Below are 26,869 nucleotides of genomic sequence, written 5' to 3' on the forward strand. Positions count from 1 at the left end.
TAAAACTTTAATATCTCATTTTGCGTTTTTGCTGTATAAGCTTGCGCCAATATCATCATTCTATTTAATGGGTCACCACCATGTCTGATAAGTACTTTTTCAAAGGGCGTAGAACGCCAAAGCCAGCCTATGGCGAAAGTGGCTATAACACTAAACGCGCGACTAAACCGGGTACAGAGATTTCACCTTTACTTTTATCAGTACAAACTGAAGCACGTAAAGTGGAAGTTGCTGCCATTGTTGCCGAGCAACAGTTGTTTGCTAACATCACGGTTGATGCCGACAAAGCTGAAAACATTATTGAGTTAACTGGCTTACTTAATAAACCTAAAGCGGTTAGTTTTGAGGCTAAGCCAAATAGAAATGACGTTTGTTCATGTGGTAGTGGTAAAAAATATAAGAAGTGTTGTGGCGCTTAATCAATAGCACAATTGCATACTTATTAGCGACAAACTGAAGCGGATCACATGATCCGCTTTTTTATTGCCTTTGGAATTTATCCAGAACTTAGGTAGAGTGTCTGTCGTTAACAATCTAACGGTGTAAAACATAAAATAAAAGGGTGACTTATGAGCACTAATTCACACTCAGGCAATGACCTAAGTGAAGTAAAACAATTGGGAATGTGGGCTTCTATCACTAGCCTTGGCTATATTTTCTGGCTTGTGGGCGGCATGGAACTTGTCGAACGCATTGCCTATTATGGCGTCAAAGCCAGTGCTGGCTTATATGCTAAATCGCCGGTTTCTGAAGGTGGTTTAGGGATAGACCTTCACGACTACGGGATCATTCTTGCGGTTTGGGCAATGCTACAAACGTTTATACCTGTGATCACTGGCGGGATTTCAGATCGCGTCGGCTATAAAGAAACTATTTTTGCCTCAACAATTATCAAAATCATGGGCTACCTCACCATGGCATTGTTCCCTGATTTTTGGGGCTTTATGTTTGGTGCAATGTTATTAGCCGCCGGTACAGGGGTATTCAAACCCGGTATTCAAGGCACCTTAGTGTTGTCGACCAAACGAGAAAATACCTCTATGGCCTGGGGCATATTTTACCAAGTGGTTAATATTGGTGGCTTCCTTGGACCATTAGTTGCTGTGCACATGCGTCAATTATCTTGGGACAACGTGTTCTATGCCTGTGCGGCAATTATCTCATTAAACTTTTTATTCTTATTAGCCTATAAAGAGCCTGGCAAAGAGGAGCGAATCGAACGAGCACGTAAAGTAAAGTCTGGTGAAATCCATCAAGAAGCACTGTGGAAAGATGCGCTACATGAGCTTAAAAAACCAGTGGTAATATACTATATGCTCGTGTTTGCCGGTTTCTGGTTTTTATATAATTCATTATTTGATGTATTACCTATCCATATTGCCGAATGGGTTGATACCAGCATTATTGTCACCTCACTGTTTGGCCCAGAAGGCACTAGCAACGGTATTTTACAGTTCTGGTTAGGCTTAAATAATGAAGGCACCAAGGTGATGCCCGAAGGTATGCTGAACTTAAATGCGGGCATGATCATGACTACCTGCTTTTTAGTCGCCGCTTTTACCGCTAAGTACCGTATCACCACAGCAATGCTAGTGGGCTGTATTCTCAGTATCCTAGCAATCATGTTGGTGGGTGTATTTAACGCTGCATGGATGATTGTACTGGCAATTGTGATGTTTTCTTTTGGCGAAATGATGATTAGCCCAAAGAAAAATGAGTTTATGGGTAACATTGCCCCAGAAGGTAAAAAAGCCATGTACTTAGGCTTTGTGATGCTACCGCAAGGGATTGGTTGGACATTAGAAGGCTATTTTGCCCCTAAGCTTTATCAAATCTACGCGTCAAAGGAAATTATCTCACGTAATGAGTTAATAACTAGAGGCATGAGTCAAACAGATGTAGATGCAATTCCACAAGGTGAAGCATTCATGCGCTTAGTTGATTTTACCGGCATAGAAGCCCAACCGCTTACGCACATGTTATATGAGGCGAATAACATAGGTATGGCTTGGTATATTATCGGTGCAATTGGCATTATCTCTGCCGTAGGTATTTTTATTTATGGTAAGTGGTTGCTAAAAATGCAGCATAATCAAGCATAAAAATGTTAAATAGGCAATTTGGGTGGAATCATAAGTCCATCAAAAGAATAACCTCATAACACGGTAAATAATAAAGGGAGATGCTAAATGCATCTCCCTTTAGGTTTTTTGAAGTATTCAGTCGCTATTTAGATAGCATGGCAATGATAAAGTCTGATCTCATTACCGACTTATTCACTTCTAAGATTATTTAATAAACCATATTCACTTTATGTTGTGAATTAATGTGCACCTCCCATATGGACCTTATCGATACCATAAGTTTTACCTTCTGCATGGCAAGTTGCACACGACTCCACAGGTAAGTTAGCTGTTGTGGCAGGACGACCTTCCACATACGCTCCATTACTTTCAAAGTGAGCTAAAGCAGAACTTTTGATGTGACAAGAGCGGCAAGATTCAGCAACCGGAGAAACAAATTGCGTTCCTGCTGAATTCACAGCAATTGCACGTTTACCTGACGTTAAACCACCATCAGCGGCAAATATGCTGACATCTTCTTTGTGACATGATGAACATTGTGTAGCAACTGCAGGGTAACCTTCAGTTTCCATATCCGCATTCAAATGAATTGCTGGGAAACCACGATTGTCATCCCATAGACCACTATGGAAGCGATGTGAAACAGTCATTAAGTCACGGTTGCTATAAGTTAGTCCCTCAACTAAAGCAAAAACGGGAACACCATCAGCATCAACTGCATCCGTTTTGTACTCAACAGTGCCATGGTATGAACCACCCCAAGTATTGTTGTGACAGCCCATACATTGGTCAAAACGCTCGTTACCATAGTGTTTTGCAATACCTAACGATGTATGACAAGAGCTGCATTTTGCTTCGTCAGCACTCACCATAGAAGGAACGCTTTGACGAGCAATATTGGCACCTGAACCGTCTGCATTAGCTAAGTTCCAATATGCAGTGTCCATTGTCACGGCAACATACTCAACCGCGAATTGTTCTTCTCCTACTGTATTTTTACACTTAATTAGCTTCGCTTTCTCATCAGCACAAACTGAAAAACGAGGTGTAATGGCAATACTCTTACCAGCCACGTTAAAGTTAGCCACTTTAGTGACGACAAGCTTGCCACCAGCAGAAACAACACCGTTTAGATTTAGAGATGTACCCACGAAATAAGTGCCATCGGCGTCAACTGTACCTGTTTTGATTTCGTCATAATTGGCATAAGGACCAAAATCGAAGCCATCAACAATAGGTTGACCATCGATACTTACATCAAGAGTAATACTCATTTGATCTTGCATAACACCGCTAACATCAACAGCATCTTCTGCATAAGTAATATTACTAACCGCAAACACAATAGAGTCAGTCGCCATTGCACGCACGCCAACATTATGAGCTTCACTTGGGCTTAAGCTACCTGCGCCATGACAACCAGAACATACTGCATCACTTGCTGGCACAATACCCCTATGGTTTACACCGGTGGTTAAGTCTACGTTCACGTGACACGATAAACATGCTTCAGCATAAATATTTTCATTCCACTGCTGACCATTATCATGACAAGCGGTACATTCATTGAGTTCTGATGGAAAACCGATTTCACCAAACATCTCTTTGGCTTCACCAGTCAGAGAGTCTGCAATATGGTGACCTGCATGGATAGTGTGGATCATAGCATTGAAGTTTGCATTGAAGCCTTTTTCAGGATCGTCCTGCCCACCCGCATACGCTGGATTATGACAAGCTACGCAATTTTCAACTTTTTGGTAATTATGATGAGCACCAATATTGGCTATACGCATATCGGTATCAGCATAGCCATCCATTGGGCTGTGACACTTAATACAGGCAGCATTTGATACCGCATCTTTGGATGAAACAGCTAGTTCACCAGTTGCAGGAATGAAGTCTAGTGGGGTCGATAATATTTTATCTGATACAGCAGCCCCATCAGACATGGTCACATCGTAAGCGCGAATAAACACACGAACCAAATCGCCCGCATCGCCACTTGCTAGTACCACAGGCGCATTGCCATCATGCGCCCAAGAACCCGTATAAGTACCAGGATTAGCTTCATCTTCAACTAATGTACAAGCATCGACTAAAGCGCCTCCTCGTGCTGCGGCTTTACCCGTTAAGGTACAATACATGCTACTACCAAAATCATTGGCAAGTGCATGGTTGGTCCATAGCATTGGCGCACCTGTATCAGTAGTATTAGCTGATTGACTCATCACATATAAGGCGACTTTATCAAGCCCCGAATATGGAACGTCCGCTCCACCCACTCCTTTACCTGTTACAGTAAATTTAACATTAAATGGATCAGCACCTACTACGACAATATCTGTAGGAGCCAGTGTTAAGTTAAAGTCATAGGCATTGTCAACTGTTGTAACGACCGAACCCGCTGGTGTACCCGGTGTTCCAGGGGTTCCAGGTGTGCCCGGAGTACCCGGTTCTCCTGCAGCACCATCACTGCCGTCAGAGCCACAACCTGTTACACCCAATGCAGCAATAAACGCCGCAGCAAGTAATGTTCGATTATAATTTTTCATCTTAAATCCCCCGATTTAATGAAATATGCTTTTTTGCATACTTAAACTATAAAAAAAAACCTTACTTTATGCGTGGTATATATACTGGAGATGTGAACAAAAGTTAAAATTTCGTTAAATGAAATTTACAATTTCGTATTTGGGGATTTCAATAATAATAATTCACTATTACTGAATATGTAATTCACTGATAAGAATTGTTAACAACAACTTCACACATATAATTCAAAAAAAGACATATTTAAATATTTAGATTATAAAACAGCTACATACAACTTGTTAAAGTTAAATAATCACTCTTAGTTAAATACAAACAACAGCGTTTTAACTACCAAACAGTCACAAACAAGTTTTTAATGAGAGTAATTATTATTTGCTTAGATTCTTCTGAATAGCGACGATATGGGTTATCCCGCTCAAAAAAACTATAAATAGGTAAGCTCATTACTTTTCTCAGTTTAGTAAACTCGCTCATTGGCAATGGTTTAGCACTGATTTGAGGTATATTGTTGGCGATCACCCCTTCCGGCTTAGTTGCCAACGAAACACTCCCCATGGTCATCAAATGCCAATACCAATCGTCAAGATCGCAGACATGATCAATACTGGCAAGATAATGACCTTTTTCTTGGCAATATAATTCCAGTGGATCAATTCGATGGTTAAAACCATGACACTTCAGATACATATAATCAAACTCAGCAATGTCTTCCAGTGTTAACGGGTCAGGACAAAGCCAAATAGGGTGCTCACTTTTGGCAACAACATGTAAGCTATCTATTTTAACAATAGGAGTAAGGTTGAGCGAATGCTGCCCTTGGTCATCAAAACCAATACCGAAATCTATCTCACCATTATGAATTTTCTCTTCTGTATCACTTTGCCATACATGTAAGCGCAAGGGACCAAAATGATTAAAGAAATTAGATGAGCTTAATGACATTGCTAAACTACTGATAATATTGCTGGAAACTGCCACGTTCAGTAATGGTTTAGCTGGGTTACGATTAGTTTGTTGGGCCACAGTTTCAATTTGCTCTATGGTATCGCTGAGCTGACAAATCGGCTGATAAAGCTGTTCTGCTAAGGGGGTGGGCTTTAAACCTTGCTGACGACGGTAAAACAGCTCATCATCAAAAGTCTTACGTAATAATGTCAAACAACGGCTTACTTTAGGTGCGGAAACACCTAACTCCTTTGCCGCCAGATTAGCATAACCTGTCTCATAAATGGTTTTAAACACCAGCAGACAAAAAATGTCTAATTCACTCACCTTTTTAATAGCTTGAATGGTCACAAAATTACTCAATTAAAAGTTCATTTAAGTAAACTAGCATGTAACAAAAATGAAAAAATTGATCAAACTCGCGAAATGAACAAGCTGATTAAATCGGAAATCAAAAAGTTAGTTCACTAAACTAACCTCATCCGCTGATAACGCCCGAAACTCACCGGGTTGAAGTGTATTATCTAACTCAATATGCCCAATAGACTCTCGATGAAGTGCGACAACGGGATTATTAAATCGACCAAACATACGCTTAATTTGATGATACTTACCTTCATTTAGTTCAACCATAGCCTGATGCTTTGAAAGTACAGTCAGCTTTGCTGGTTGAGTGGTAATCCCTTCATATTCAAACCACATACCTTTGTCAAAAGCTTCGATATAAGTGTCATCAATTGGGTTAGCCAGGGTGACTAAATATCGCTTAGTGACCTTATTATCGGGCGACATCAATGCTTGTGACCATTTAGCATCATTGGTGATCAATAATAGACCAGTTGAATTTAAATCTAACCGCCCAGCAATATGCAGCAAGTCTTTATCGACACCCTCGAGTAAATCTAACGCAGTTTTATGCTGCTCATCCACAGTCGCGCTGACCACACCTTGTGGCTTGTATAGCATCCAATAAGCTCGCTGCCTTTGCTGTAATATTTCACCTTGGCACTCAATCACACTGAACTCGTCAATTTGCGTGTCAGGAGTAATCACTATATCGCCATTAAGCAAGAGTTGCTGGTTAGCAATCAAACTTCGCACTGATTTTTTAGGGATTTGTAGCTGTTTAGCGATAAAGGTATCGATTCTGCCGCGCTTTGAGGCCATGACCTAGACTATTTCAAAGTTGAGTTAACCCCCATAATACCTTACTCTGTCAGTGGGGAAAACAAACAAGGAGTAACATGATTGCGCAACCTGCTAGTACAGAATTACACTCAGGAATGAGTATTAGCGAGCTTAAGCACGCTATTTCATCATTAGACAAATTTTTAGCAGACAATATCTTACATTGTTCAATTAATGAAACGCTCACTAGCCGCGCGAATTTTTTTGATAATTTGCTTAGCTTACTCTGGTGTGATCATCAATTAGACCCTAACACTATTTCTTTAAATGCTGTTGGAGGCTATGGCCGCCAGACATTACACCCCTTTTCTGATATCGACATTTGCATCATTCACGACAAGCCACTTAATCAACAAGATTCAACCAAAATAAGTGCGTTTCTTACCCAACTATGGGATTTGAATTTAGATTTAGGCCACGGTGTACGCACCTTACAAGACACCTATCAAGCCTGTAGGGACGATGTCACTATTGCCACCAGCTTATTAGAAATTCGTCATATCACTGGCAGTAAACAACACGAGCATAAGGTACTTACCGCATTATATGGTGATGAGTTATGGCGTAGCGACACCTTTTTTGAAGCTAAATTAACCGAACAACAACAGCGCCACGCCAAAGCACAGGGCACGGCTTACAGTATTGAGCCCAATTTAAAAACCAGTCCTGGTGGCATGCGTGATTTACAAACCTTGACCTGGGTAGCGCGTAAGCATTTTGGGGTTGGCGATATGCTAACATTAAGAAGACGCGGATTTTTTACAAATGATGAATATGCCGAATTACTAGAGTGTCAAAACTTTTTATTCAGAATACGCTTTGCATTACATCAAGCTGCTGGGCGTTCTGAAAACCGTTTATTACTTCAATATCAAGCAGAAGTCGCCAAACTAATGGGATTTGGTGAGGGCAGTCCTTTAGGCGAAGGTGGCAATATTGCCATTGAAAAAATGATGCGCCAAATTTTTAGAGCCATGAAACGCATTCGCGAATTAAATCAGTTATTGATGGCTTATTTTGCCCGTGAAATATCACCTAATACACAGTCACACGTGATTCCAATTAACGACAAATTTGAAATTGTTGATCAGCACATTCACGTACGTGATGAAGACGTGTTTATTGATCGCACCCAAATCATGGCATTATTTTTATTGATAGCGACTCATAATGACCAAATTATTGGGATAAGCCCTGAAACCTTAAGACTACTTCGTCAAGTTCGTCGTCGTTTAATGGGCGACTTACAAGACTTTCAAGTGTGCCGTGAAACCTTCAAAAAAATATTTAATCACCCTGAAGGTATGGGGCTGGCCATCACCTTAATGCATCAGCACGGTATTTTAGCGTCATACCTACCCCAATGGCGTGAAGTAGTTGGGCAAATGCAGTTTGATTTATTCCATGCTTATACGGTTGATGAGCATACCCATAAACTGCTAAAAAACATCTATCGCTATGGCGTTGATCGTCAAAATGGCACTATCGATAATGATCGCAAACTTGCGGCTGATATTTATCAAAAAATGCCCAATAAATCATCACTACTGTTTGCAGCATTATTCCATGATTTAGCCAAAGGACGTGGCGGTGATCACAGCATATTAGGTGCGGTAGATGCCAGCTTATTTGCCAAGTTTCATGGTTTAAAGCTGTCCCACGAGCGCTTAATATGCTGGCTAGTTAAACACCATTTGTTAATGTCTATAACCTCACAACGTATGGATATTCACGACCCAGATGTGATTAACCGGTTTGCCAAAGAAGTCGGCAGCCAAACACGCTTAGATGCATTGTATTGCTTAACCATTGCCGATATTCAAGCCACTAATGACGACCTGTGGAATAACTGGAAAGCTGCGCTGTTAAAAGAACTGTATTTTGCTACCCGAAAAGCACTGCATAATGGCTTTGAAAATGTGCAACAACTTCGCGCCATTGTGCGCGACCATAAACAAGATGCAACCCAAATACTGCAAGCTGACGGGGTTGATGTAGACACCATTAAAGCGTTATGGAAACGTTTACCGCTATCATTTTTCAGTCATGCCGAATCCGATGATATTGCGCGCTACAGCAAAGCGTTAATCAAACATCAGTTACAGCCAGAATACGACAGCCAGTTTGAAACCTTAATATTAATCGATAATGTGACGGTCAAAGGTTGCAGCGACGTGTTTGTCTACAGCAAAGATAGACCGGGATTATTTGTTAAGCTATTTAATGCCTTAGCGACATTAAAAATCTCAGTTAAACAAGCGCAAATATCTAAAACCAAAGACGGCTATGTGGTCGAATCCTTTAAAGTGTTAGATTTTGATGACATGCCCATTTTTAGTGAATCACGTCGTGCACAGGTACTTAAAAAGCTTTATAACGTACTTGACCATGACGCTAAGCTGCCTAAAATACGTCAACCACGCACCCACAAAAGTTTTGAAAACCAACTCAGCATTGAGTTTTTATACTCGCGTCAATCGACTCGCACAGTACTGAATGTATCAGCGTTAGATACCAGCGAGTTTATGGAACAAATCTCTAGTGCATTTAGAAAACAAGAACTGACTATTCACAGTGCAAATATCAGCACCGTGGGAGAGCGAGCAGATAACGTGTTCCTATTGTCTAATGCACAGGGCCAACAACTTGATAAAGCGGAGCGTCAACAACTAACAGAACTGCTTAATCAAACGGTCGGGGATTAATTAACCGTTATTTGCACCTAAAATTAGCGGTAGTCATTTTTCCGGTAATCATATTCCCGATAATCATATTCCCGATAACCATATTGCCGTTAATAATTGCGGTTATCGGGAATTTCATTTTGCATTAATACCAACCCAGTAAAATTGTGAGATAATCGCCCAGCCAAAATTTAATAGAGCTAACACCATATATGACTCAGCCAGTAACCTTTAGCCATGAATTTACCCTCGATAAACGCTATTTTGCCGAAACCTATGATGCGTCGGTCGATCCTTCAATTAAGGCAAAGGACTTTATTAAAACAGCTATTTTCGCGCTGATTGGACTAGGGATTTTGTTGTCCACCAATTTGGGCGATAACGAACTTGCCAATAAAAACATCTATTACTTAGGATATTTTTTCATAGGTCTAAGTGTGGTTGAAGCATTAAGTATCAAGTTCAAACGCACCTGGTGGTTATGGCGTCAAATGATGAGCAAGGCCGCCAATAACAATGCCACGTTAACCTTAAATGAAGAAGGCATACACACACAGTCGGCCTATGTTAACCAAACAATCTTATGGGCCGAGGTTTATCGTATAGCCGAAACAGACAGCGGATTTTTAATCACCTTAGCCAAGGCCAAAAGCTACTTAAGCAAGCAAGGCTTACCAGACGATGCATTGGCGTTTTTACGCAGTAAAATATAACCACAAAATATTCATCTCAAGGTGTATGAACTATAGTCATACCGGTCAACTTGGATTATGATTTATCCATAACGATAAAGTGCTATCTCAATAGGACATAATATGAAGTACCCTGCAATCACCTTGATTTTTTCTGGTTTGATGTTTGTCACCAATGCAGCAATCGCCTTACCACAGCCTTTGGCAAAAGATATTACTTCTTTAAAAGCCGCTTGTGCTGAAATAGCCCAAGAAGACTTGTTACCTGATAACGAAATCGCCCCATTTCTTCTAGATTGTGTTAACGATCAACTTAACGAACGTGGTTATGAGCGAGTAGAACATCTTGAAGGTGTTTCCCAAAATGTTGATAGCCTTGAAGGTGAATCCCCTGCTGAGAAATCATTAGTGGAAGTATTAACTGAAGACGATAATACACAGCAATAATTGCTAAACAAAAAACACCTACGTCCTGTAGGTGTTTTTATTAACAGTTAACTCATTTTTAGCATCGATTAACTCGTCTCAATTAACTCGCTTCAATTAACTCACTTCAATGCTAGCAGCATTGGTATCTGCGTCTTCAACTGCTTGCCAATATCCTTGATTTATTCCTTTGGCAATCATTTCAGCTACGGCTAACTCAATCGCTTGTAATACACAAAACTGTACTGGCTCATTGGTGGTAAATCCGACCTCAGCCTCGGCTAATCGGTTTAAGCTGGTATAGCGAAACAATCCAGCACGCATCTCCTGTGACAGCACACGTTTAGTGGTCGACACCGACATCATTACTTTACCGCTGTGTACATCAACCGCACGTAAATAAATGGTCACCTGGTCTTCACGGTACATCTCTGAGGCGCCAATGCCATAATATTCAACGCCTGCACCGCCAGTGCTGGTATTGGTTTCATAACTGATAATCCCACCTTCTAACAATAAACGTGCATTAGATAAGCTCGGCATATCATCGCCTTTAGCGCCTTGCTTATTACTAATTTTGCGCTCAGTTAATAAATTTTGTAAGCCTTCGCGCTCAACCGGAGTAAACCATCTAGAATCTAATAAAGTTTGCATCAACATTGACGTCGCCCCTTGGGTGACGGCGGTTGAAAAAGAACTCACATTAGCTTGGGGTTTATATTGTCCGGTTTGATCCCTAAATGAATAAACCGCTACAGGAATAGGAAACTTAGGGCCTGATTGAGCTTGAAGCGCTAACATGGTTTCACTGATAGGGTTAACTTGTGCTTCGGTTAAATTAAGATCCGGTTTAGGCACTAAACTACAGCCAGAGACTACGCCTAAAAACAGCACACTATTCAAAGATAGAGAGAATAATTTTTTCATCAAATTATACTCCATATGTCGGCATTTCAATCACAGTCACTTCACCTGAAAGTAAATTGGTAATCGTTAACATGACACCATTTCCGGTTGAAACCACTTCAACTCTAAAATCTCCGGTGTCATAGATACCATCAGTAATTTCACCATCAGCCACACCGCGGGTAATGGTGTTAATAATATTTCGCTCTAACGACTCTTTAAAGCGCGTAACAAAATCTTTATCACTAGATGGTGATTGATTATCATTTTGTGAGTTAGCCTTGTTGAGTAAAAAAGATCCATTTAATGGCGAACCACCAAAACTTGGGTTAACTGGGGTATAAACTAATTCTGTGGCTATAACATTACCCACTAACAATGCGCTAAAACTTACCGTCAACAACCGCTTAAACATCCTGTTTCTCATTTTTTATCCTAAAGTCCGTTTGATGGATCTGCTATTTCATTGGTAAGCGCGCTGGCTCTTACCTGAGCGATATAATCAATAGTGATTAATAGCGCCTGCTCAGCGCGTTCTTTAATCGGTGCTGCACGCCGCCCAAAATGGGTTCGATATATTTGTGTGCCGTTGACTTCTAATGTCAGCAAAGTACCGGCTTGAGGGTATACAGTCTCATAAAGCGTTACATTAAAGCCTTGGGTAAAGGGAAGGTCACGCCAATAACCAGAATAATAAAAACCGAAATCTTTACCAAAGCGAGTTAAGGTACGATCAATCACTAAACCACTGATTTCAATATCTGACTCTTTGGCACCAACAGGTATAACGAATAACATCGACGCACATAACAATAAACAGCTCAAATTCCACTTGGTCATGAGTGAATAAAAAGAGTGACAACAACGTGTCATTAATGGGTAATCCTTCACCTAAGATATGAAGTGTTACCTTAACAATATCGACCACACATCGTCATCCTTAGCTTGACAAAAACGGGGGAATTTAGCTCATATGTCTAGGTAAAAAAGGTCAAAATAGTCCTTTGGGCTAGGTCTAATAGATTAAAATACAATAAAAAAGCAGCTGAGTAGCTGCTTTTAAAAGTACGATTATCTTTTCTAAATACTCTGCTCAACATGCTTCGTTCAAAACACCCCGCTTAGAGCATTCAGTTTAAAACACTTGAACAAAAATTCCGATTGATGCGCCAATAGCAACAAACCAGGATAATGACCGTAAAGTGCCATAATTTAATAAATACAATGCATGATAAACCACTCGAGCAACCACATGCACTATGGCTAAAATGGCCACAACGTCGGTGACATGATTAGTCGCTATTGCGGTTAATACCGCAAGGCCAAATACCAATAATGATTCAAATGCATTTTGGTGCCCTGCTATTGCTCTTGCGCCAAAGCCTGTCAGTTTTGCTTGCTGCGCCCTTGGATGGGCATTGTCATAGCCACCCAATTTAGACATCGCCATGGCTACTGGCACTTTCGCTAAATAAGGTAACATCATCGCGATAAATAAACATACGAGTAAAGTCGTCATCTGCTTTCCCTTTAAGTTTGTTGTTATTTTATTAAAAAATGCACTGTTAAATTGCCAGCAACAACACTGTTTTTAATGTGTATTATCAAAAAGATTTTAACAGTAGCACAACAGCAATTAACCACAACCTTATTCAAAAGCACTTTGTAAGTTCCTCTGCTCTAGAACGCTCTTAATCCGTACCTAGCTGAAGTCGCTATATAAATAGCACAATAGTTTTTATAAATTATCCGAGGACGAATGTCATTTTTTGATAATAAGGTTTGATCACTTTCAAACTCATTTTTGGACAAAAGCGGGTTGGAAGGTTTCATTTTAATAAAAATTTAATCAGATCCAATTAAATCCTCATAGGTTTGAGATTGACTACGGGTACAGATGATCCAACGAGACGCCGCAAGCACGTCCATGTGGGCTCAACCAAAACATCCTTGTTTTGAATACTCGCTGGCTCATCTGCACCCGCATTATTATCTCTTCGATTTAGCGTCAGTGATGGCTGCGGCAACACTAGAGTTAACTTGTTACTGGACAGAAATGAGTTAATATCTGATAGCTAAACTTACTATTCGCATTATGATCAGTCTGGTGAGGTTGGGTTAACGCTATAGTCTCTTGCTGTATTTAATATACCGACTATTTATTTAGAATATTATCCTTTACGAGTAGAACCTCACTCTCAGCATTGCTACAAGTTCTAGGTGTGCCATTTAAATTTAAGGCTGAGCCAGAGGCTTGCTTTTTTGTTATTCTCGCACTTAACTTATTACCGAAAATTGATAGTTTACTCTCAATAATAGGTCTAATTTTATAACCGATGGGGGTTCCGATACATATGCCAAGAAAAGCAGGTCCAAGGGCTGGGATTTGATAAATTAAAACAAACCATCCACCAGCTTGGCCAGAAATTGCAAAAAAGATAAATAATATAATGTTACCAATCACATATGCATACGCAACATGTCTAAATTTCAACAATGTACTAAGAATAATAAATAAAACTGTAACTACTAGAAAAAACATAACCATTGTTTAGACCCCCTCCGTGGATTGACATTAAACATAATAACTTATTAAACGGTTTGCCAAATAATTTCAGTCGCTTAATTTATTGATTAATAGCATCCTATACCCCCTATACTATTGATATAAAAATATAAATCATTGCCAAAACCCAAAAACAAACCGAAGTTTTCTAAATAAATTAGTGGGGTCAGTAATTAGTAGGGTCAGGGTAAACATTTTAGAGTCGTTTATAGGCGCATGTTATTGAATGGCTTTTTCTTCCCTAAATGGCGTGCTCGATGATTGTCCTCGAGGTTCCCCCAACTGTGTCCTTGATTTTTTTATACTTTAATCTACTTTATAGTTTTAATTCAATGTTTTAATACAAGTTATATTGGGTAGGTTAAGTAAGTCCGTGACTTCAATCCAATCAATTGCCTGCCACAGGCTTATCAGCTAGACGCAGCAAGCACTTCCATGTGGGCTTAAACAAAGCATCCTTGCTTTGGATACTCGCTGACTCATCTACACCAGATATTTTCGTCTCTTCGATTTGACTTGACTTGATTCGTAACCATTCGATAAGAAAAAGCTAGGATGTACTAATTTGAATTGAGGTCATCGAGAAAAGGCCGTGAGCTTGGCATGGATGCCAGGCTAGCTTTCGTTGGGCCAGGGACGGCCTATCGGAAGCGTTAGGGATTTTTGACAATGGCCGAAGCAGACTGCAAGCGGAGTTTAAAGCTGGATCAATCCCCATCGAAAATTATGCGCTTTTCAGCATTTTTCGTCTGGGGCGCTGAGGGTTTCCAAAGGGGCGCAAGCGTTTTGCCCCTTTGGTCTGGTGTGGGCGAAGCGCCACGACGTTGATTTTTCTTAACAATAGCAAACAAACAATAGGCAAAACGTTTTACAGCTTCAACTATCTTGGAAAATATTGCTCTAAATTATCAAACGATATTATCAATAATCAGACATTAGTATTTTTAAAACTCTGATATCAACGCACAGTTAACAGCATCGTTAGAGCTGACAAATCAAATATTAACTCAGATGTACAGGTAACCAAACCTTGACACTTAAACCGCCTTCTAAGCGGTTTTGCATGCTAATTCGGCCACCGTGGGCTTCAATAATCTCGCGGCATAATGGCAAACCAATGCCTGTGCCAGACTGCTTAGTTGAGTAAAACGGCAACAATGCTTGCGATAATACCTCGCTAGACATGCCACTCCCTTCATCTTCCACTTTTATTAATAAACCCACTACTGGGTGGGTTATCTGTTCAAAAATCAGCGCGACGCTTTCTGCACTTGAACCAGACTCATGGGCATTTTTCAGTAAGTTAATCAGCACTTGTTCTAACTGAACCGCATCAAGTTTAATTGGCGTTTGCGGTAAAGACGACAACACCTTAAATGGGTATTGCTGTGCTAACTGCAGAGTCATTTTAGGCCAATCAATCAGCTGTTTCTGTGGCAGCGGCAGCTTTGCAAACTCGGCATAATGGGAAATAAACTGACTTAAATGCGTGGTGCGATTCTCGATGGTATCAAAAATTAATTGCAGCTTACTGTTATCTAAATGTTGGGTTAAAAACTTACCTGAGTTGACCATAGAGGCGATTGGAGCCACTGAGTTATTCAGCTCGTGACTGATAATGCGTATCACCTTTTTCCACACAGCCACTTCTTGGCGATTGAGCTCTTTGGTCAGTTGTTTTAGTAAAATTAAATGATGCTGTTGATTGTTTTGGGTAAAGCGACCTCGGGAAATATGCCAAGTTTCAACATCACCATCCGTGCCCATATCATCAGCACCGTCAACCGAGTTGCCACCCATCGAAAACAGCCCTTCTTGCTCGCTGTTTAATGCGGCTTTAAGCGCATCGGGCAACATCATTATCAGTTCAGATAACAGCATGCCTTCTACTTTTACACCGTGATTAAATAAGTGTCTGGCGGCGCCATTAGCATAAATAACCCGTTGATTATCATCAATCAATAGCATCACATTGGGTGAGTTTTGAATCACTTTATCGAGCATTAACTCACGCTGATAAATAAATTGTCGCTCGCTGCGCAGTTTTGCTGACGCTTGATTGTATAAACTCACCAAAGCATCTAATTGTGGTTCGCCATAGGGATGCAGCGACACACTAAAATCATTATCTTTGAAGTTAAGTAAGCCGATTTCAAGTGCTTGCAGGCTTTCACTCAATCTGCGGGTAAGCCACATGCTACAAAAATAACACACCGCCAGCATCACAATAATGGCCAACCATAAGGTGTCATCACCCAATGTAAACCACACTAAAGCGCCTGACACCGAAGCCAAAAGACAACTTAGCAGGTTACTGAATAGCAATTTAGCACGTAGCGATAACATCATTATTTAGTCACCCTAAGACCGTATTTTTCCATACGACGATAAAGGGCTTGTCGGCTTAGGCCAAAGGATTTAGCGACTCTGGCAATGACGCCATTGTATTGCACTAAGGCCTCTTCTATCTGTTGCTTGTCGGGTTCGAAAATCGACTGAGTATCATCAGTATCTTGCTTACGGTGATTAAGATGATCTTCAACCACCAAGTCATACTGAGCAGCCGCGCCGCCATTAGCTATCGCCATCAAACCAAAGTCATCAATAGTTAATAGTGCTGATTTAGCTAACAGCGCCGCCCGTTTACAGGCGTTTTCCAATTCGCGCACATTACCCGACCAACTGTGTGTAAGTAACGCCTGTTGGGTCGACTTATCAAGGCTAAAATTCGCACCTATAAAGTGTTTCACTAGCGGTAAAATATCATCTTGACGCTGATTGAGTGGCGGCACATTCAGTTCAATCACATTTAAGCGGTAAAACAAATCTTCACGAAAACGCCCATGGGCTATATCGTCGGCTAAATCAGCGTTAGTGGCACTCACCACCCGCACATTCACTTTGCGGGTTTGATGGCTACCTAAACGTTCAAACTCACCGGTTTGCAACACGCGCAATAGTTTCACTTGGCCAGATAATGGCAAATTACCAATTTCATCTAAAAATAACGTGCCACCGTCGGCCGCTTCAAAACGGCCGATACGGGTTTTATTTGCGCCGGTAAAAGCACCCGCTTCGGCGCCGAACAATTCGGCTTCGAGTAAGTCCATTGGTAAAGCGCCAATATTGACCTTAATAAAGGGTTTGTCTTTTAATGGCGAGTTGGCCTGTAAAATATCGGCTATTTTGTCTTTGCCCGCACCATTGGGACCAGTGATCATTACCGACACATCGGAGCGCGCCACCTGTAATGCCAAGTCAACACAGCGCTGCATAGCGCCACTGCCAAACACTAAGCCACATAAATCAGCACCATTAATGGCCGACATACGTTCGCTGTCGATTCGTGTTAATTGACTGTTTTGCTGAGACAACCGATAAATTGATAAGAGGTTACTAATACTATTGAGCAGCTTGGCGTCATCCCAAGGTTTACCCATGTAATCGGCGGCGCCCGCTTTGACCAACTCGACAGCGGTTTCTAATTGAGTCCAAGCCGTCATTAAAATAATCGGTAAATTAGGCTGTAACTGACGCAATGCGTAAAACAGTTGTTTACCCTCTTCACCCGAGGTGGTGTCACGGCTAAAGTTCATGTCCTGAATAACCAGGCTGATCTCTTTGTTGGTAACAATTTCGATAGCCGCTGCTGGCGTGTGACAAAAAATAGCCTGATAGCCATGCAACTCAATCATCAGTTCAAGTGCCTGACAAATAGCATGGTTGTCATCAACAATTAAAATATTATCCATTAAAGTTTATTTGAGTCCAATTAGGTTGCTGCTATACAAAAACATGTTTACACATAAGTCTGTTTATACAAAAATACATTTAAAACAAAAGGCAATAAACAATAACATGACAAAAGACCTCACTGTCACGCTATTGTTAACTACAAGCGGCGTTTTGCATATTAAACGCTGCGCGTTGCCATGGCGGGTGAAATATTGGCGGCTTTAGCTGCCGGCACTATTACTGCAAAGGTCGTCACAACCAGTAAACCAATCACAGAGATAATAGGATAAATCACTGGCACCATAGGCAAGCTATAAAGTGACATTAATTGCTGTCCAAGCACTAATGCTAACATACCGCCGATAACGCCACCGACAATACAAATCAGGTAATTTTCAACCATAAAATATTGAATAATATCGCGCTTATTTGCCCCTAGCGCACGACGAGTACCAATTTGTTTGGTGCGGCGTTGAATATTAAACATCACCATACCCGTTAATCCTAGTGCTGTAATTAATAGCAATAACACCACCATAATACTCAACACTGTCGCCATTAAACGGTGATTACTGTAAGTCAGGCTTCTTAACTCGGTCAGGGTTTGAAAGTTATCCAATACGCGATTAGGGTTTTCAGTATTCAAGGCTTTACGAATCGCCTCTTCTAACGCTGGAATGTGCTCAGGTAAGGCTCGAACCATATAGCTTTTATTACTACTGCTACCACCAAAATCGATATTTTGGATCACACTGTATTCAAAGTTTTCATGGTCGACCCAAGCTCCTTGAAGCTTATCAACTACCCCTATAATCGTGACAGTCTGATCGCCTGCATACATGGTTTTGCCTAATGGCGATTCATCGCCCCAAAAAGCTTTGGCTAAGGGCTGCGACACTAACGCTAGCATGCCACTGTCATCTAAGTTGGTATTTATTTCGTCAGCGCTAAAATTACGTCCGGCAATCAATTTTGCTCCCATCACGTTGAGTAAATGCTCGTTACCTAAATAAAATGCAAAACCTGGGGTGCTTTTAGCGGTATCTTCGTTAGGGCTGTCAACCCAGCGATCCATCCAGCCACTGCCGCTTAACGGCAACATATTGCTATAACTGGCATCAATCACATTCGGCAAGGCGCGTAAAATGAGTTGATCCACTTCATTTTGCTTAATGTTATCGATGGCCGGATCAAAATTGTACACACTGAACGTCAGTATTTGCTCTTCTAAATAGCCAGACTCGCGCTGCATTAGCGACAAACGCTCGTTAATAATAAAGCTGGCATTGGCCACAATCGCAACAGACAGAATAATCTGTAACAACAATAAGACTGGCGCACTTTTACTGCGCATTAAACTGGATAAAATCGGTTTGATATGTAGCATGGTGAAGTCCTTATTTAATCCGTTATTGGGCTTTTAAATACACACTAGGCTTAGTTCGACACACTACCCATGCTGGATAGACACCCGCCAATACCGCGGTTGAAATAGCAATTAACGGCGTAATAATCCACATACTGGCATCCAACCCAGTAACACTTTTATCCATTGAGAAGTAACTGTGCAACGCCGTTAACGATCCCCAAGCCCACAACAAACCAATCACACCACCAATAAAGCCAATTATGCCCACCTCGACCATGTACTGACTAAAAATTTGTCCGCGGCTAGCACCAATGGCACGACGAACACCTACTTCAGGGGCACGCTTTAAAAACTTGGTTAGCAATAATCCGAGAATATTCACCAAGCAAACACTTAAAAACAGCAAGCTTAAACCGACCAATATTTTATTATCTTTGGGTACCACATCGTTATCTTCAAGCCATTTATCGATATCACTAATTTGCACTGATTCGCTAGGGATTTTAGCGGTATCAGTAAAGCGACCGAGTGCTCTTTGCTGCTCAACATAACGGGTTAACCAGCCTAACAAGCTTTGTTTCTGCTCATCGGTGTTCAGTTCAGTCCAAAATTGAATCCATACTTTTTCTGACGCTAAGCGGTCGCTGTACGTGATCATAGGTTCGAACTTCCAACCGCTAGTGTTACCCCAGACATCAAATTCTTCTTGGCCTGTTAACGAGAACGGAATGAATATCTCTTCAGCATCATTAAAAGCACCATTAAGTGGGTCGTAGTATTTAGGTTGCGGATTCCAGTCATCAATCACACCAACAATTTGATAAGGTTTACGATCTAAAAATACGGTTTTACCTACGCTGTTTTTACCTTCAAAAAAGCGTAAGTTTAATTTTTGACTAATCACCACTTGATAAGCTGGGCGTAAATCAACGCTGGCATCCCAGTAGCTACCATAAACAAATGGTACTGAAAAAATCCTAAAAAAGTCTCTGTCGGTTACCCGCACGCCTTGTAATACGGGTTCAATTTTAAGATTGTCTGACTGCATTGCTAAGCCGGTACGATACGTCGCCGCTTTTAAACCCAATTCTGTGTTATTGCGTAAGTTCATCGCATCCATATAGGTGATGCTTGAAATAAAACCATCCCGAGTATCTAAGCCTTGGCTCCACAGCTGAACCGAGTTAATCATCTCGCTGCGTTCGCCCGCCGGGTTATAAGACATGGTTTTATAAACGTTTAAAGTAGTAATGGTAATACCAATACCAATTGAAATCGCTAATACCATTAACATCGATAACATCGGTGTTTTTCGAATACTTCGCCATGCTAAATCACAATAGTAAAAAAACATAATGCGCTCCTTATGCGATTAACGCGTGCCCGTAGCAGCTTGTTGGTACATAGAAAAGTCACACACTTGGCCATCAACAATTTGAATATTGCGCTGGGCACGGCGGGCAAGTTCTGGGTCGTGGGTGACCATAATAATGGTGGTGCCTTGTTGATTGATATTTTCAAGTAGTTCCATCACTTGACGCGCCATTAAGCTGTCTAGGTTACCTGTTGGCTCATCGGCGAGTAAAAATCTTGGCTCGCCTGCTAAGGCACGTGCTATTGCCACCCTTTGCTGCTGCCCGCCAGACAACTGGGTCGGTAAATGCTTCATCCGTGCACCTAAACCCACTTGTTCTAATGCTGATTCAACTCGGCGCTTACGCTCACTCGCTTTCATACCGCGATAACGCAGCGGTACTTCGACGTTTTCGGCCAAGTTAAGATCAGGGATAAGGTTGAATCCCTGAAAGATAAAACCAATTTTTTCATTGCGTACTTTGGCGCTATTGTTGTCACTTAAATTCGACACATTAACGCCATCAAGGCTGAACTCGCCAGAGGTAAAACCTTCAAGTAAACCGGCAATATTCAAAAAGGTGGTTTTACCTGAACCAGAGGGACCGGTTACCGCCACAAATTCGCCCTCTTGTACTTCAAGGTTAAAGTCACGCAGGGCATGGGTTTCAACTAAATCGGTTTTAAATACTTTACTGATATTTTTCATGGATAACATACTGGCTTTCCTTATTTTAATCGGTTGTAACACCTCAGTATTGATGGCGCTTAAGAGCAATACTGTTGATGTAAATACGGTTAATTCAAATTCTGTCGACATCTATTCTGCTGGCGTAAAAAAGACTTAAAGCAGCAATTTAATTTGGGCAAGTGAGCTGATAGCAATATCGATACTGACCGTGTGACTATCACCTAAGAGTTGAGTCGATAAATGGCTGCCCATATCAATTAAGTGCAAACTTACCGATAACCAGTCAGTATGATTATCAATTCGATAAATCACTGCCACGACCAAAAGAAATAAAGCGGCTAGTTCAATAAGCTGTTTGCGTTGTATGACTGACATGGGATCCCCTTACTCGTTAAATTTTTAGTAATTAGCTTATCTGATCTGAATTTTAGGCTGATTTTTAAAGCTTTCAGTGCCTGATATCACCCACACCTCACCTTCTTCACCACCGTCAAGCACTTCAACCTGGCTCATACTGCGCACACCAAGTTTGACTGTTTTTTGCTGCGCAATAGACTCGCTCACTTGGTAGGCCACTTCACCGCCAAGGTTAAGAAAATCACCACGCTTGACCATCAACACATTGGGCCTATTTTCTAATAATACTCGGGCTGACAAACGCTGATTTTGACGTAAAGACAAGGTATTACTGTCAGCAAAGCGCACTCTGGCAGTGACTTCACGGTTACGTACTTCAGGCGATATTGACGACAACTGCCCCACCACATTGACGCTGCCAAAACTCAACTCAACATCCATACCTAGCCCAAGCTCATCGGCATAAGATTCCGGCACGGCAAGTTCGGCTTCAAAGGCGGTTAAATCGACTACGGTTAATATTGGCTGGCTAGCTGCAATACGCGCTTTTTGCTCCACCAGCCAATTACCGATAATGCCGCTAACAGGAGCGATGATATTGAGGGCATTTGCCTGGCGAGTTAACTCACTGACCACTAAATCTTGGCGATCTACCTCAAGGGTGCGATTTTTAATTTCGAAGGTCAGTGTGTCGCGCATTAAATCGACTTCTTGCTGAGCGTGTTTGTGTAGCAATTTGGCTTTGTGCAAATCATCTTTGCTTTTTTCAAAATCAATTTTGCTGATCAAACTCGATTCAATTAATTGATCACCACGACGGCTTTCACGATCCGCGGCTTCTAAATCTACCTTGGCCATGTCTAAAATCTGGCTAACGCGTAATTGCTCACGACGAGCATCTAATTTGGCACGCTCTAAACTGCCCTGCATACCTTCAAGTAATGACTGCTGTTGTTGCAGTTCACTTTGTAAACGTGGGCTGTCAATCTTGGCCACTACTTGCCCAAGTTCCACTTCATCGCCAGGCTGACTTAATAGCGTCACCACACCTTCCTCAGTGCTGTATAAAATCGGCGCGTTAGCAGCCACAATTTTCCCTGTAGTGGCAATATCGCGCACCAAGGTGCCACGGGTCAGGGTTGCTAAACGTAAATCGGCACCATCAACTGATCGCACTGAACTGTCTTGGCCTAAACTCGCCCACACTAATGCACTCATCAATATTGCACCGCCACCTATTATCAAAGGTAAACGCAGTTTACGACCTAACTTAGGTGTTATAACCGTATCTTGGCTGCTGGTATCTTTAATCATCTTGGTTCCTCGGTCGGTGCGAACAACACACCTTTCACATATATACCAAGACAAAGCACAAGCCATGCCAATTATTATTTATTGTTAATTTTCATAATGATAGCCATTTAAAAAGATAACAGGACAGTCTAAAAGTGTCCGCGGACAGGGTTGATAACTGTCCGGTTATTAAGGAAGTGTCCGAACGGACACTTATACTTCATAAAACATAAGGATTATTAAGGCGAAATGATGTCGATCCGATAAGATTCTGAGTTGCTGATGGCTGATGGCTGATGGCTGAATAGATAACTTTTAGCCCATTTCTCAATAAAATGAGTTAATAATTACACTCCAAATGTTAACCATAAAACAGGGGGCATTATCTGGCATACAGGTTACTTGATAGAAAAATGGCGTACCACGATGTGCAGCCATGTTGCTTAAATAAAACAAGCTGAATGCAGCCAATAATCGTGATATGACAACAATCAGCATCACTTAATCAATAGGATGAATTAGGTGTGCTTTCAGGATTTATATCACCATAAACTTCTTCAGGATCAACATCATTTATCAGTAAAGTCTCCCTTACTGTTTCAATGTGATCTAATATTTTTTGGTAATCATCACCATATTCATATTTAGTGACTTCAATTGACTTTGGCATATAGGTAAAAGCAATTTTCAATGCATTTAACGCTGACGGATTCATTTTTTCGCTCATGTAAAACTCCTTATCGAATTGTTTATATTAAAAACCTTAAACCTTTAAATTACTTATCAATAATTTAGCAACTAGCCCTACCACTAAGTTGGCTTACATATTTACACCCTGTTAGCTTGAAAATGGCTAGTAAGACTCGCTTATTTGCAGTTGGCTAGACACTAACTGACTTTACACAGAGGTTCAAATAAAACCACTGTTTTTATTGGTAATATTGCTAAATTAATGGGAGTTCGTCACAAGCAGATTTGTGTAATTAATCCTCAATGATGATAAAGAATGCCCCTTAGGTGGCTTAACTTCGCACATACACATAGAACCACAGACACCAATCACACACCATAACAAATCTAATTGCGAATGATTTGCGTTTATATTAATATCGGCATATATAAAATGATGAAATGGAAATTCTTAGGTGTTACTTATTCAAATCCTTGTTATCGCGCTAAGCATATCCGGCGTGACGCTTTGCTATATTTCTAGTAAACATCAGCGATTACTGAAACATAACTTACCAATGGCATACGCTATTTGCGGCGTTGGCGCTTTGTTTGTGTCACTTTATGGCTGGTTGCAAATATTAAGTCCCACAGCGGCATTGTTTACCTGGTGTTTTACCATCATCACCCTAATGATTAGCCTCCCCTTCTTAACACTTTTATCCCCAAAGGGGCGTCACTGATGACACGCTTAACCGTTGAAAATCGAATTCAGCCACACTGGTGGTCAAAAACCATTATCGCCATAGTGCTGGGGTTATTACTGAGCTACGGCATTATCGCTATTTTTGCTTGGTTTGGGCCTGGCGGCATTGATGCGCCGATGAAAGTGCAACTTAATATGTGGTTAATCAGTTTGATTTGGTTACCTATTTTGGCACTTATTTATCTTTTTAAATCCGCACGCAGCGCATTTTTCAACATGCTGTTTATTAACCTTATCGTCTATTTCATATTGGCGAGCTTATGGTGGTTACAATGAAAATTCGCTCAGACATATTGCGAACTTACCAATCAATTCATACCTGGACAGGCATTACAACTGGACTAGTGCTGTTTATTGCTTTTTATGCCGGGTCATTAACGCTGTTCAAACCCCAAATAACCCAGTGGGCTACCCCCAGCTCAGCCTACTTAAATCATACGCCAGCGATTGAGTTAGACAATTTAATTACGCAGGCTATGGAAGAATTTCCTGAGGTAAGTGAAGGATTTATTGTTAACCTTGAACAGGATGCATCGTCACTATCTTGGTATGAAAAAGGTGGCGGTAGAGGCCTTAGACTGGACGATGAACTTAAACATGCTGCTTTTGATCAAAATAATAATTTAGTCACTCAGGTAAGTGATCAAAATAAGCTCGGGGCGTTAATTGACAAGCTCCATCGTACCGCAGGAATTCCAGGTACATTAGGCCATGAAGATATTGGGGTGCTAATACTAGGCGTTGCCGCCGGCTTGTATTTTATTGCGCTACTTTCTGGGGTGATCATCTTATTACCGACGCTGGTAAAGTACTTATTAGCGCTTCGAACCCATAAGGGCAATAAACGTTTCTGGCTTGATAGTCACAACGTCGTCGGTGTGCTGAGTTTACCTTTTCATATCATCATTGCATGGACAGCATTTGTGTTTGCATTTCATGATCCATTCTATGGTGGGTTAAGTGTGGTATATGGCGACAAGCCTTTATTTGCACAGCAAGAAAAAAGTGAAATAACTTATCCTATTAATGAGTTACATTCTATTGAAACCTACATTAATAAAGCTAACGCAATAGCACCAGAACACCAGGTTAGCCGCTTAGAATTCAGCAAACTATCTTCAACATCGCCTACTTTAGCAATACAGTTGGCATCATCTGGCAGAATACAACGTGGAGCATATTCCGATGTACTGTATCTTCACCCTTATACTCTAGAGCAAGGTTATACCTCAATAAGCCAGCCAGAAGATGGTATATTCGGCCCTATGGTCAATAGTTTTGTGTCATTGCATTTTGGTAATTATGCGGGCAATTATGGACGCTGGATGTATTTTGCATTGGGATTAATGGGCGCATTCTTATTTTACAGTGGCAACTTACTTTGGCTTGAAAAACGCAGGCAAAAACAAGCAATTCAATCACGTTCGATTCGCATAATGTCATCATTAACGATTGGAGTTTGTGTTGGCTCAATGCTAGGTGTTGCTATTACAATGCTAGCAAGTAAATGGATGTATTTATTATCATTACCAATTAACAATTACTACTTAGGCTGTTATTACAGTCTCTTTTTTATTGCACTTGGCTATAGCTTTTATCGTGGTGCGGCACTTGCTGCTATTCACTTACTGTATGTGTTGGCTGCAGCTTGTCTGTTGATTCCGCTAACATCGATTTTGTTCTCAACACTATCGACAGCCACCTTAGCATTTGATGGTAATACCGCCATTGTGGATGTCATCGCTTTTATATTCGCAATCGTATTTTTCAGCGCAGCTAAAAAAGCTAAACACAGGGCTTATCATGGTGAGCCAGACAGTATTTGGGCGATTACCACAACCACTTCACGCAACGCACTTGCGCCAGTACCCCAGTCAGCTAATTAATGTGGTTTAAAATCAAACGGATTAGCTTAGTGCTAAAGCTAAGCTAACCCTAAGCCAAGGCTAGTGTATTTATAATATCGTTTGATAATTATTGGCGTTTTTTGTGGAGAAACGAGTTAGGGCTAACACATTTATGCATCAGTGTTAGATTAGGTGTATGGCCTGCGGCCACTACACTATGAACAAGGAGCTTCGCTCGTTGTAAAGAAAGTATCGTGAAGTTTATCTATATAGCTCCAGCATGGCATTTACTCGCCAACAAGTAGCATTCTTTCGAAATAAAAAAGTCCCTGTAGCTCAGCCGACCCATCCCTGGGTCGGATGGTCGGCTCGCAAATCACCATGATGAATCTTTCCTGTAGTTTCTCAACTTGCAGGTTTTAAAGATTGAGTAAAATAAGGTTATTTTAAAACACTGACTTGGTTTTGCCTCAAGGTTTGTTTGGAATATGGCCTACGGCCACTATGAACATGAAACTTCTCTCATAGTAAAGAATGTATCGTGAAGTTTATCTTTATAGTTTCAGTATGGCATTTACTCACCGACACGCAGCAAGTACGTCCTTGTAGCTCAGCCGACCCATCCCTGGGTCGGATGGTCGGCTCGCAAATCACCATAATGAACCTTTCGAGTATTGACTTAATCGGCAAGTTTAAAAGAGTGAGTACATAAGATTATTTCAAAAACACTAACTCACTTTTGCCC

The 26,869-nt window shown here is 41.0% G+C and carries 24 protein-coding genes; 8 read left to right on the forward strand and 16 right to left on the reverse strand.

What is annotated here, in order from left to right:
- Positions 1-80: 80 nt before the first annotated feature.
- Together ACRWQL_RS06065 and ACRWQL_RS06070 are read left to right on the forward strand one after the other, a co-directional pair.
- Complete coding sequence (locus ACRWQL_RS06065; RefSeq protein ID WP_226410853.1) at positions 81-419, forward strand: PBPRA1643 family SWIM/SEC-C metal-binding motif protein; 339 nt, start codon at positions 81-83, stop codon at positions 417-419.
- 150 nt (positions 420-569) lie between these two features.
- The gene (locus tag ACRWQL_RS06070) at positions 570-2,102 is read left to right on the forward strand and encodes an MFS transporter (protein ID WP_434928451.1); all 1,533 of its coding nucleotides are present in this window, start codon (positions 570-572) and stop codon (positions 2,100-2,102) included.
- Between the two features lie 221 nt (positions 2,103-2,323).
- On the opposite strand, the gene ACRWQL_RS06075 is transcribed toward ACRWQL_RS06070, so the two are convergent.
- The 3 genes from ACRWQL_RS06075 to ACRWQL_RS06085 form a co-directional block, all read right to left on the reverse strand.
- Entirely contained in the window at positions 2,324-4,636 is a 2,313-nt protein-coding gene (locus ACRWQL_RS06075) for an OmcA/MtrC family decaheme c-type cytochrome (protein WP_434952762.1), read from the reverse strand.
- 328 nt (positions 4,637-4,964) lie between these two features.
- A complete protein-coding gene (locus ACRWQL_RS06080; protein ID WP_434952763.1) occupies positions 4,965-5,945 on the reverse strand; it encodes a LysR family transcriptional regulator in 981 nt (326 codons plus the stop codon).
- 96 nt (positions 5,946-6,041) lie between these two features.
- Entirely contained in the window at positions 6,042-6,749 is a 708-nt protein-coding gene (locus ACRWQL_RS06085; protein ID WP_434952764.1) for a 16S rRNA pseudouridine(516) synthase, read from the reverse strand.
- A 77-nt stretch (positions 6,750-6,826) separates the two neighbouring features.
- Here ACRWQL_RS06085 and glnD point away from each other — a divergent pair, with 77 nt between their 5' ends.
- The 3 genes from glnD (at position 6,827) to ACRWQL_RS06100 (ending at position 10,593) form a co-directional block, all read left to right on the forward strand.
- A complete protein-coding gene (gene glnD, locus ACRWQL_RS06090; protein WP_434952765.1) occupies positions 6,827-9,475 on the forward strand; it encodes a [protein-PII] uridylyltransferase in 2,649 nt (882 codons plus the stop codon).
- A 191-nt stretch (positions 9,476-9,666) separates the two neighbouring features.
- Complete coding sequence (locus tag ACRWQL_RS06095; RefSeq protein ID WP_434952766.1) at positions 9,667-10,167, forward strand: YcxB family protein; 501 nt, start codon at positions 9,667-9,669, stop codon at positions 10,165-10,167.
- Positions 10,168-10,269: 102 nt separating this feature from the next.
- Positions 10,270-10,593, forward strand: a complete 324-nt coding sequence (locus tag ACRWQL_RS06100) for a hypothetical protein (RefSeq protein WP_434952767.1) — start codon at positions 10,270-10,272, stop codon at positions 10,591-10,593.
- 96 nt (positions 10,594-10,689) lie between these two features.
- On the opposite strand, the gene ACRWQL_RS06105 is transcribed toward ACRWQL_RS06100, so the two are convergent.
- The 4 genes from ACRWQL_RS06105 to ACRWQL_RS06120 all read right to left on the reverse strand — a co-directional run bounded on the left by ACRWQL_RS06105 (position 10,690) and on the right by ACRWQL_RS06120 (position 12,997).
- A complete protein-coding gene (locus ACRWQL_RS06105; protein WP_434952768.1) occupies positions 10,690-11,499 on the reverse strand; it encodes a CsgG/HfaB family protein in 810 nt (269 codons plus the stop codon).
- Positions 11,500-11,503: 4 nt separating this feature from the next.
- Positions 11,504-11,893: a curli assembly protein CsgF gene (locus ACRWQL_RS06110; protein WP_434953342.1), complete on the reverse strand. Its 390-nt coding sequence runs from the start codon at positions 11,891-11,893 to the stop codon at positions 11,504-11,506.
- Positions 11,894-11,913: 20 nt separating this feature from the next.
- The gene (locus ACRWQL_RS06115) at positions 11,914-12,276 is read right to left on the reverse strand and encodes a curli production assembly/transport protein CsgE (RefSeq protein ID WP_434952769.1); all 363 of its coding nucleotides are present in this window, start codon (positions 12,274-12,276) and stop codon (positions 11,914-11,916) included.
- Positions 12,277-12,613: 337 nt separating this feature from the next.
- Entirely contained in the window at positions 12,614-12,997 is a 384-nt protein-coding gene (locus ACRWQL_RS06120) for an MAPEG family protein (protein WP_434952770.1), read from the reverse strand.
- 378 nt (positions 12,998-13,375) lie between these two features.
- On the opposite strand from ACRWQL_RS06120, the gene ACRWQL_RS06125 reads away from it, so the two are divergent.
- Positions 13,376-13,543, forward strand: coding sequence for a hypothetical protein (locus ACRWQL_RS06125; protein ID WP_434952771.1), 168 nt, complete (start codon positions 13,376-13,378; stop codon positions 13,541-13,543).
- A 90-nt stretch (positions 13,544-13,633) separates the two neighbouring features.
- On the opposite strand, the gene ACRWQL_RS06130 is transcribed toward ACRWQL_RS06125, so the two are convergent.
- From ACRWQL_RS06130 to ACRWQL_RS06170, 9 genes are all read right to left on the reverse strand, one after another.
- A complete protein-coding gene (locus ACRWQL_RS06130) occupies positions 13,634-14,026 on the reverse strand; it encodes a hypothetical protein (protein ID WP_434952772.1) in 393 nt (130 codons plus the stop codon).
- Between the two features lie 1,020 nt (positions 14,027-15,046).
- Positions 15,047-16,390, reverse strand: coding sequence for a sensor histidine kinase (locus ACRWQL_RS06135; protein ID WP_434953343.1), 1,344 nt, complete (start codon positions 16,388-16,390; stop codon positions 15,047-15,049).
- Between the two features lie 2 nt (positions 16,391-16,392).
- Complete coding sequence (locus ACRWQL_RS06140) at positions 16,393-17,796, reverse strand: sigma-54-dependent transcriptional regulator (protein WP_434952773.1); 1,404 nt, start codon at positions 17,794-17,796, stop codon at positions 16,393-16,395.
- Positions 17,797-17,957: 161 nt separating this feature from the next.
- A complete protein-coding gene (locus ACRWQL_RS06145; RefSeq protein WP_434952774.1) occupies positions 17,958-19,166 on the reverse strand; it encodes an ABC transporter permease in 1,209 nt (402 codons plus the stop codon).
- A 22-nt stretch (positions 19,167-19,188) separates the two neighbouring features.
- Entirely contained in the window at positions 19,189-20,502 is a 1,314-nt protein-coding gene (locus ACRWQL_RS06150; protein ID WP_434952775.1) for an ABC transporter permease, read from the reverse strand.
- Positions 20,503-20,520: 18 nt separating this feature from the next.
- Entirely contained in the window at positions 20,521-21,219 is a 699-nt protein-coding gene (locus ACRWQL_RS06155; RefSeq protein WP_226416011.1) for an ABC transporter ATP-binding protein, read from the reverse strand.
- A 126-nt stretch (positions 21,220-21,345) separates the two neighbouring features.
- Complete coding sequence (locus tag ACRWQL_RS06160; RefSeq protein WP_434928439.1) at positions 21,346-21,567, reverse strand: hypothetical protein; 222 nt, start codon at positions 21,565-21,567, stop codon at positions 21,346-21,348.
- Positions 21,568-21,603: 36 nt separating this feature from the next.
- Positions 21,604-22,863 (reverse strand): efflux RND transporter periplasmic adaptor subunit, encoded by a 1,260-nt coding sequence (locus tag ACRWQL_RS06165; RefSeq protein ID WP_434952776.1) that lies wholly within the window; start codon positions 22,861-22,863, stop codon positions 21,604-21,606.
- 484 nt (positions 22,864-23,347) lie between these two features.
- Positions 23,348-23,569 (reverse strand): penicillin-binding protein, encoded by a 222-nt coding sequence (locus ACRWQL_RS06170; protein ID WP_226410870.1) that lies wholly within the window; start codon positions 23,567-23,569, stop codon positions 23,348-23,350.
- A 684-nt stretch (positions 23,570-24,253) separates the two neighbouring features.
- Here ACRWQL_RS06170 and ACRWQL_RS06175 point away from each other — a divergent pair.
- Positions 24,254-24,553 carry a DUF2070 family protein gene (locus tag ACRWQL_RS06175; RefSeq protein ID WP_226410871.1) on the forward strand — a complete coding sequence of 100 codons (300 nt, stop codon included), beginning with the start codon at positions 24,254-24,256 and terminating at the stop codon, positions 24,551-24,553.
- Positions 24,550-26,163, forward strand: a complete 1,614-nt coding sequence (locus tag ACRWQL_RS06180) for a PepSY-associated TM helix domain-containing protein (protein WP_434952777.1) — start codon at positions 24,550-24,552, stop codon at positions 26,161-26,163. Before ACRWQL_RS06175 ends, ACRWQL_RS06180 begins: the two co-directional genes overlap by 4 nt.
- Positions 26,164-26,869 lie beyond the last annotated feature (706 nt).

The organism is Shewanella sp. HL-SH4, assembly GCF_051164845.1.
GTDB lineage: Bacteria > Pseudomonadota > Gammaproteobacteria > Enterobacterales > Shewanellaceae > Shewanella > Shewanella glacialimarina.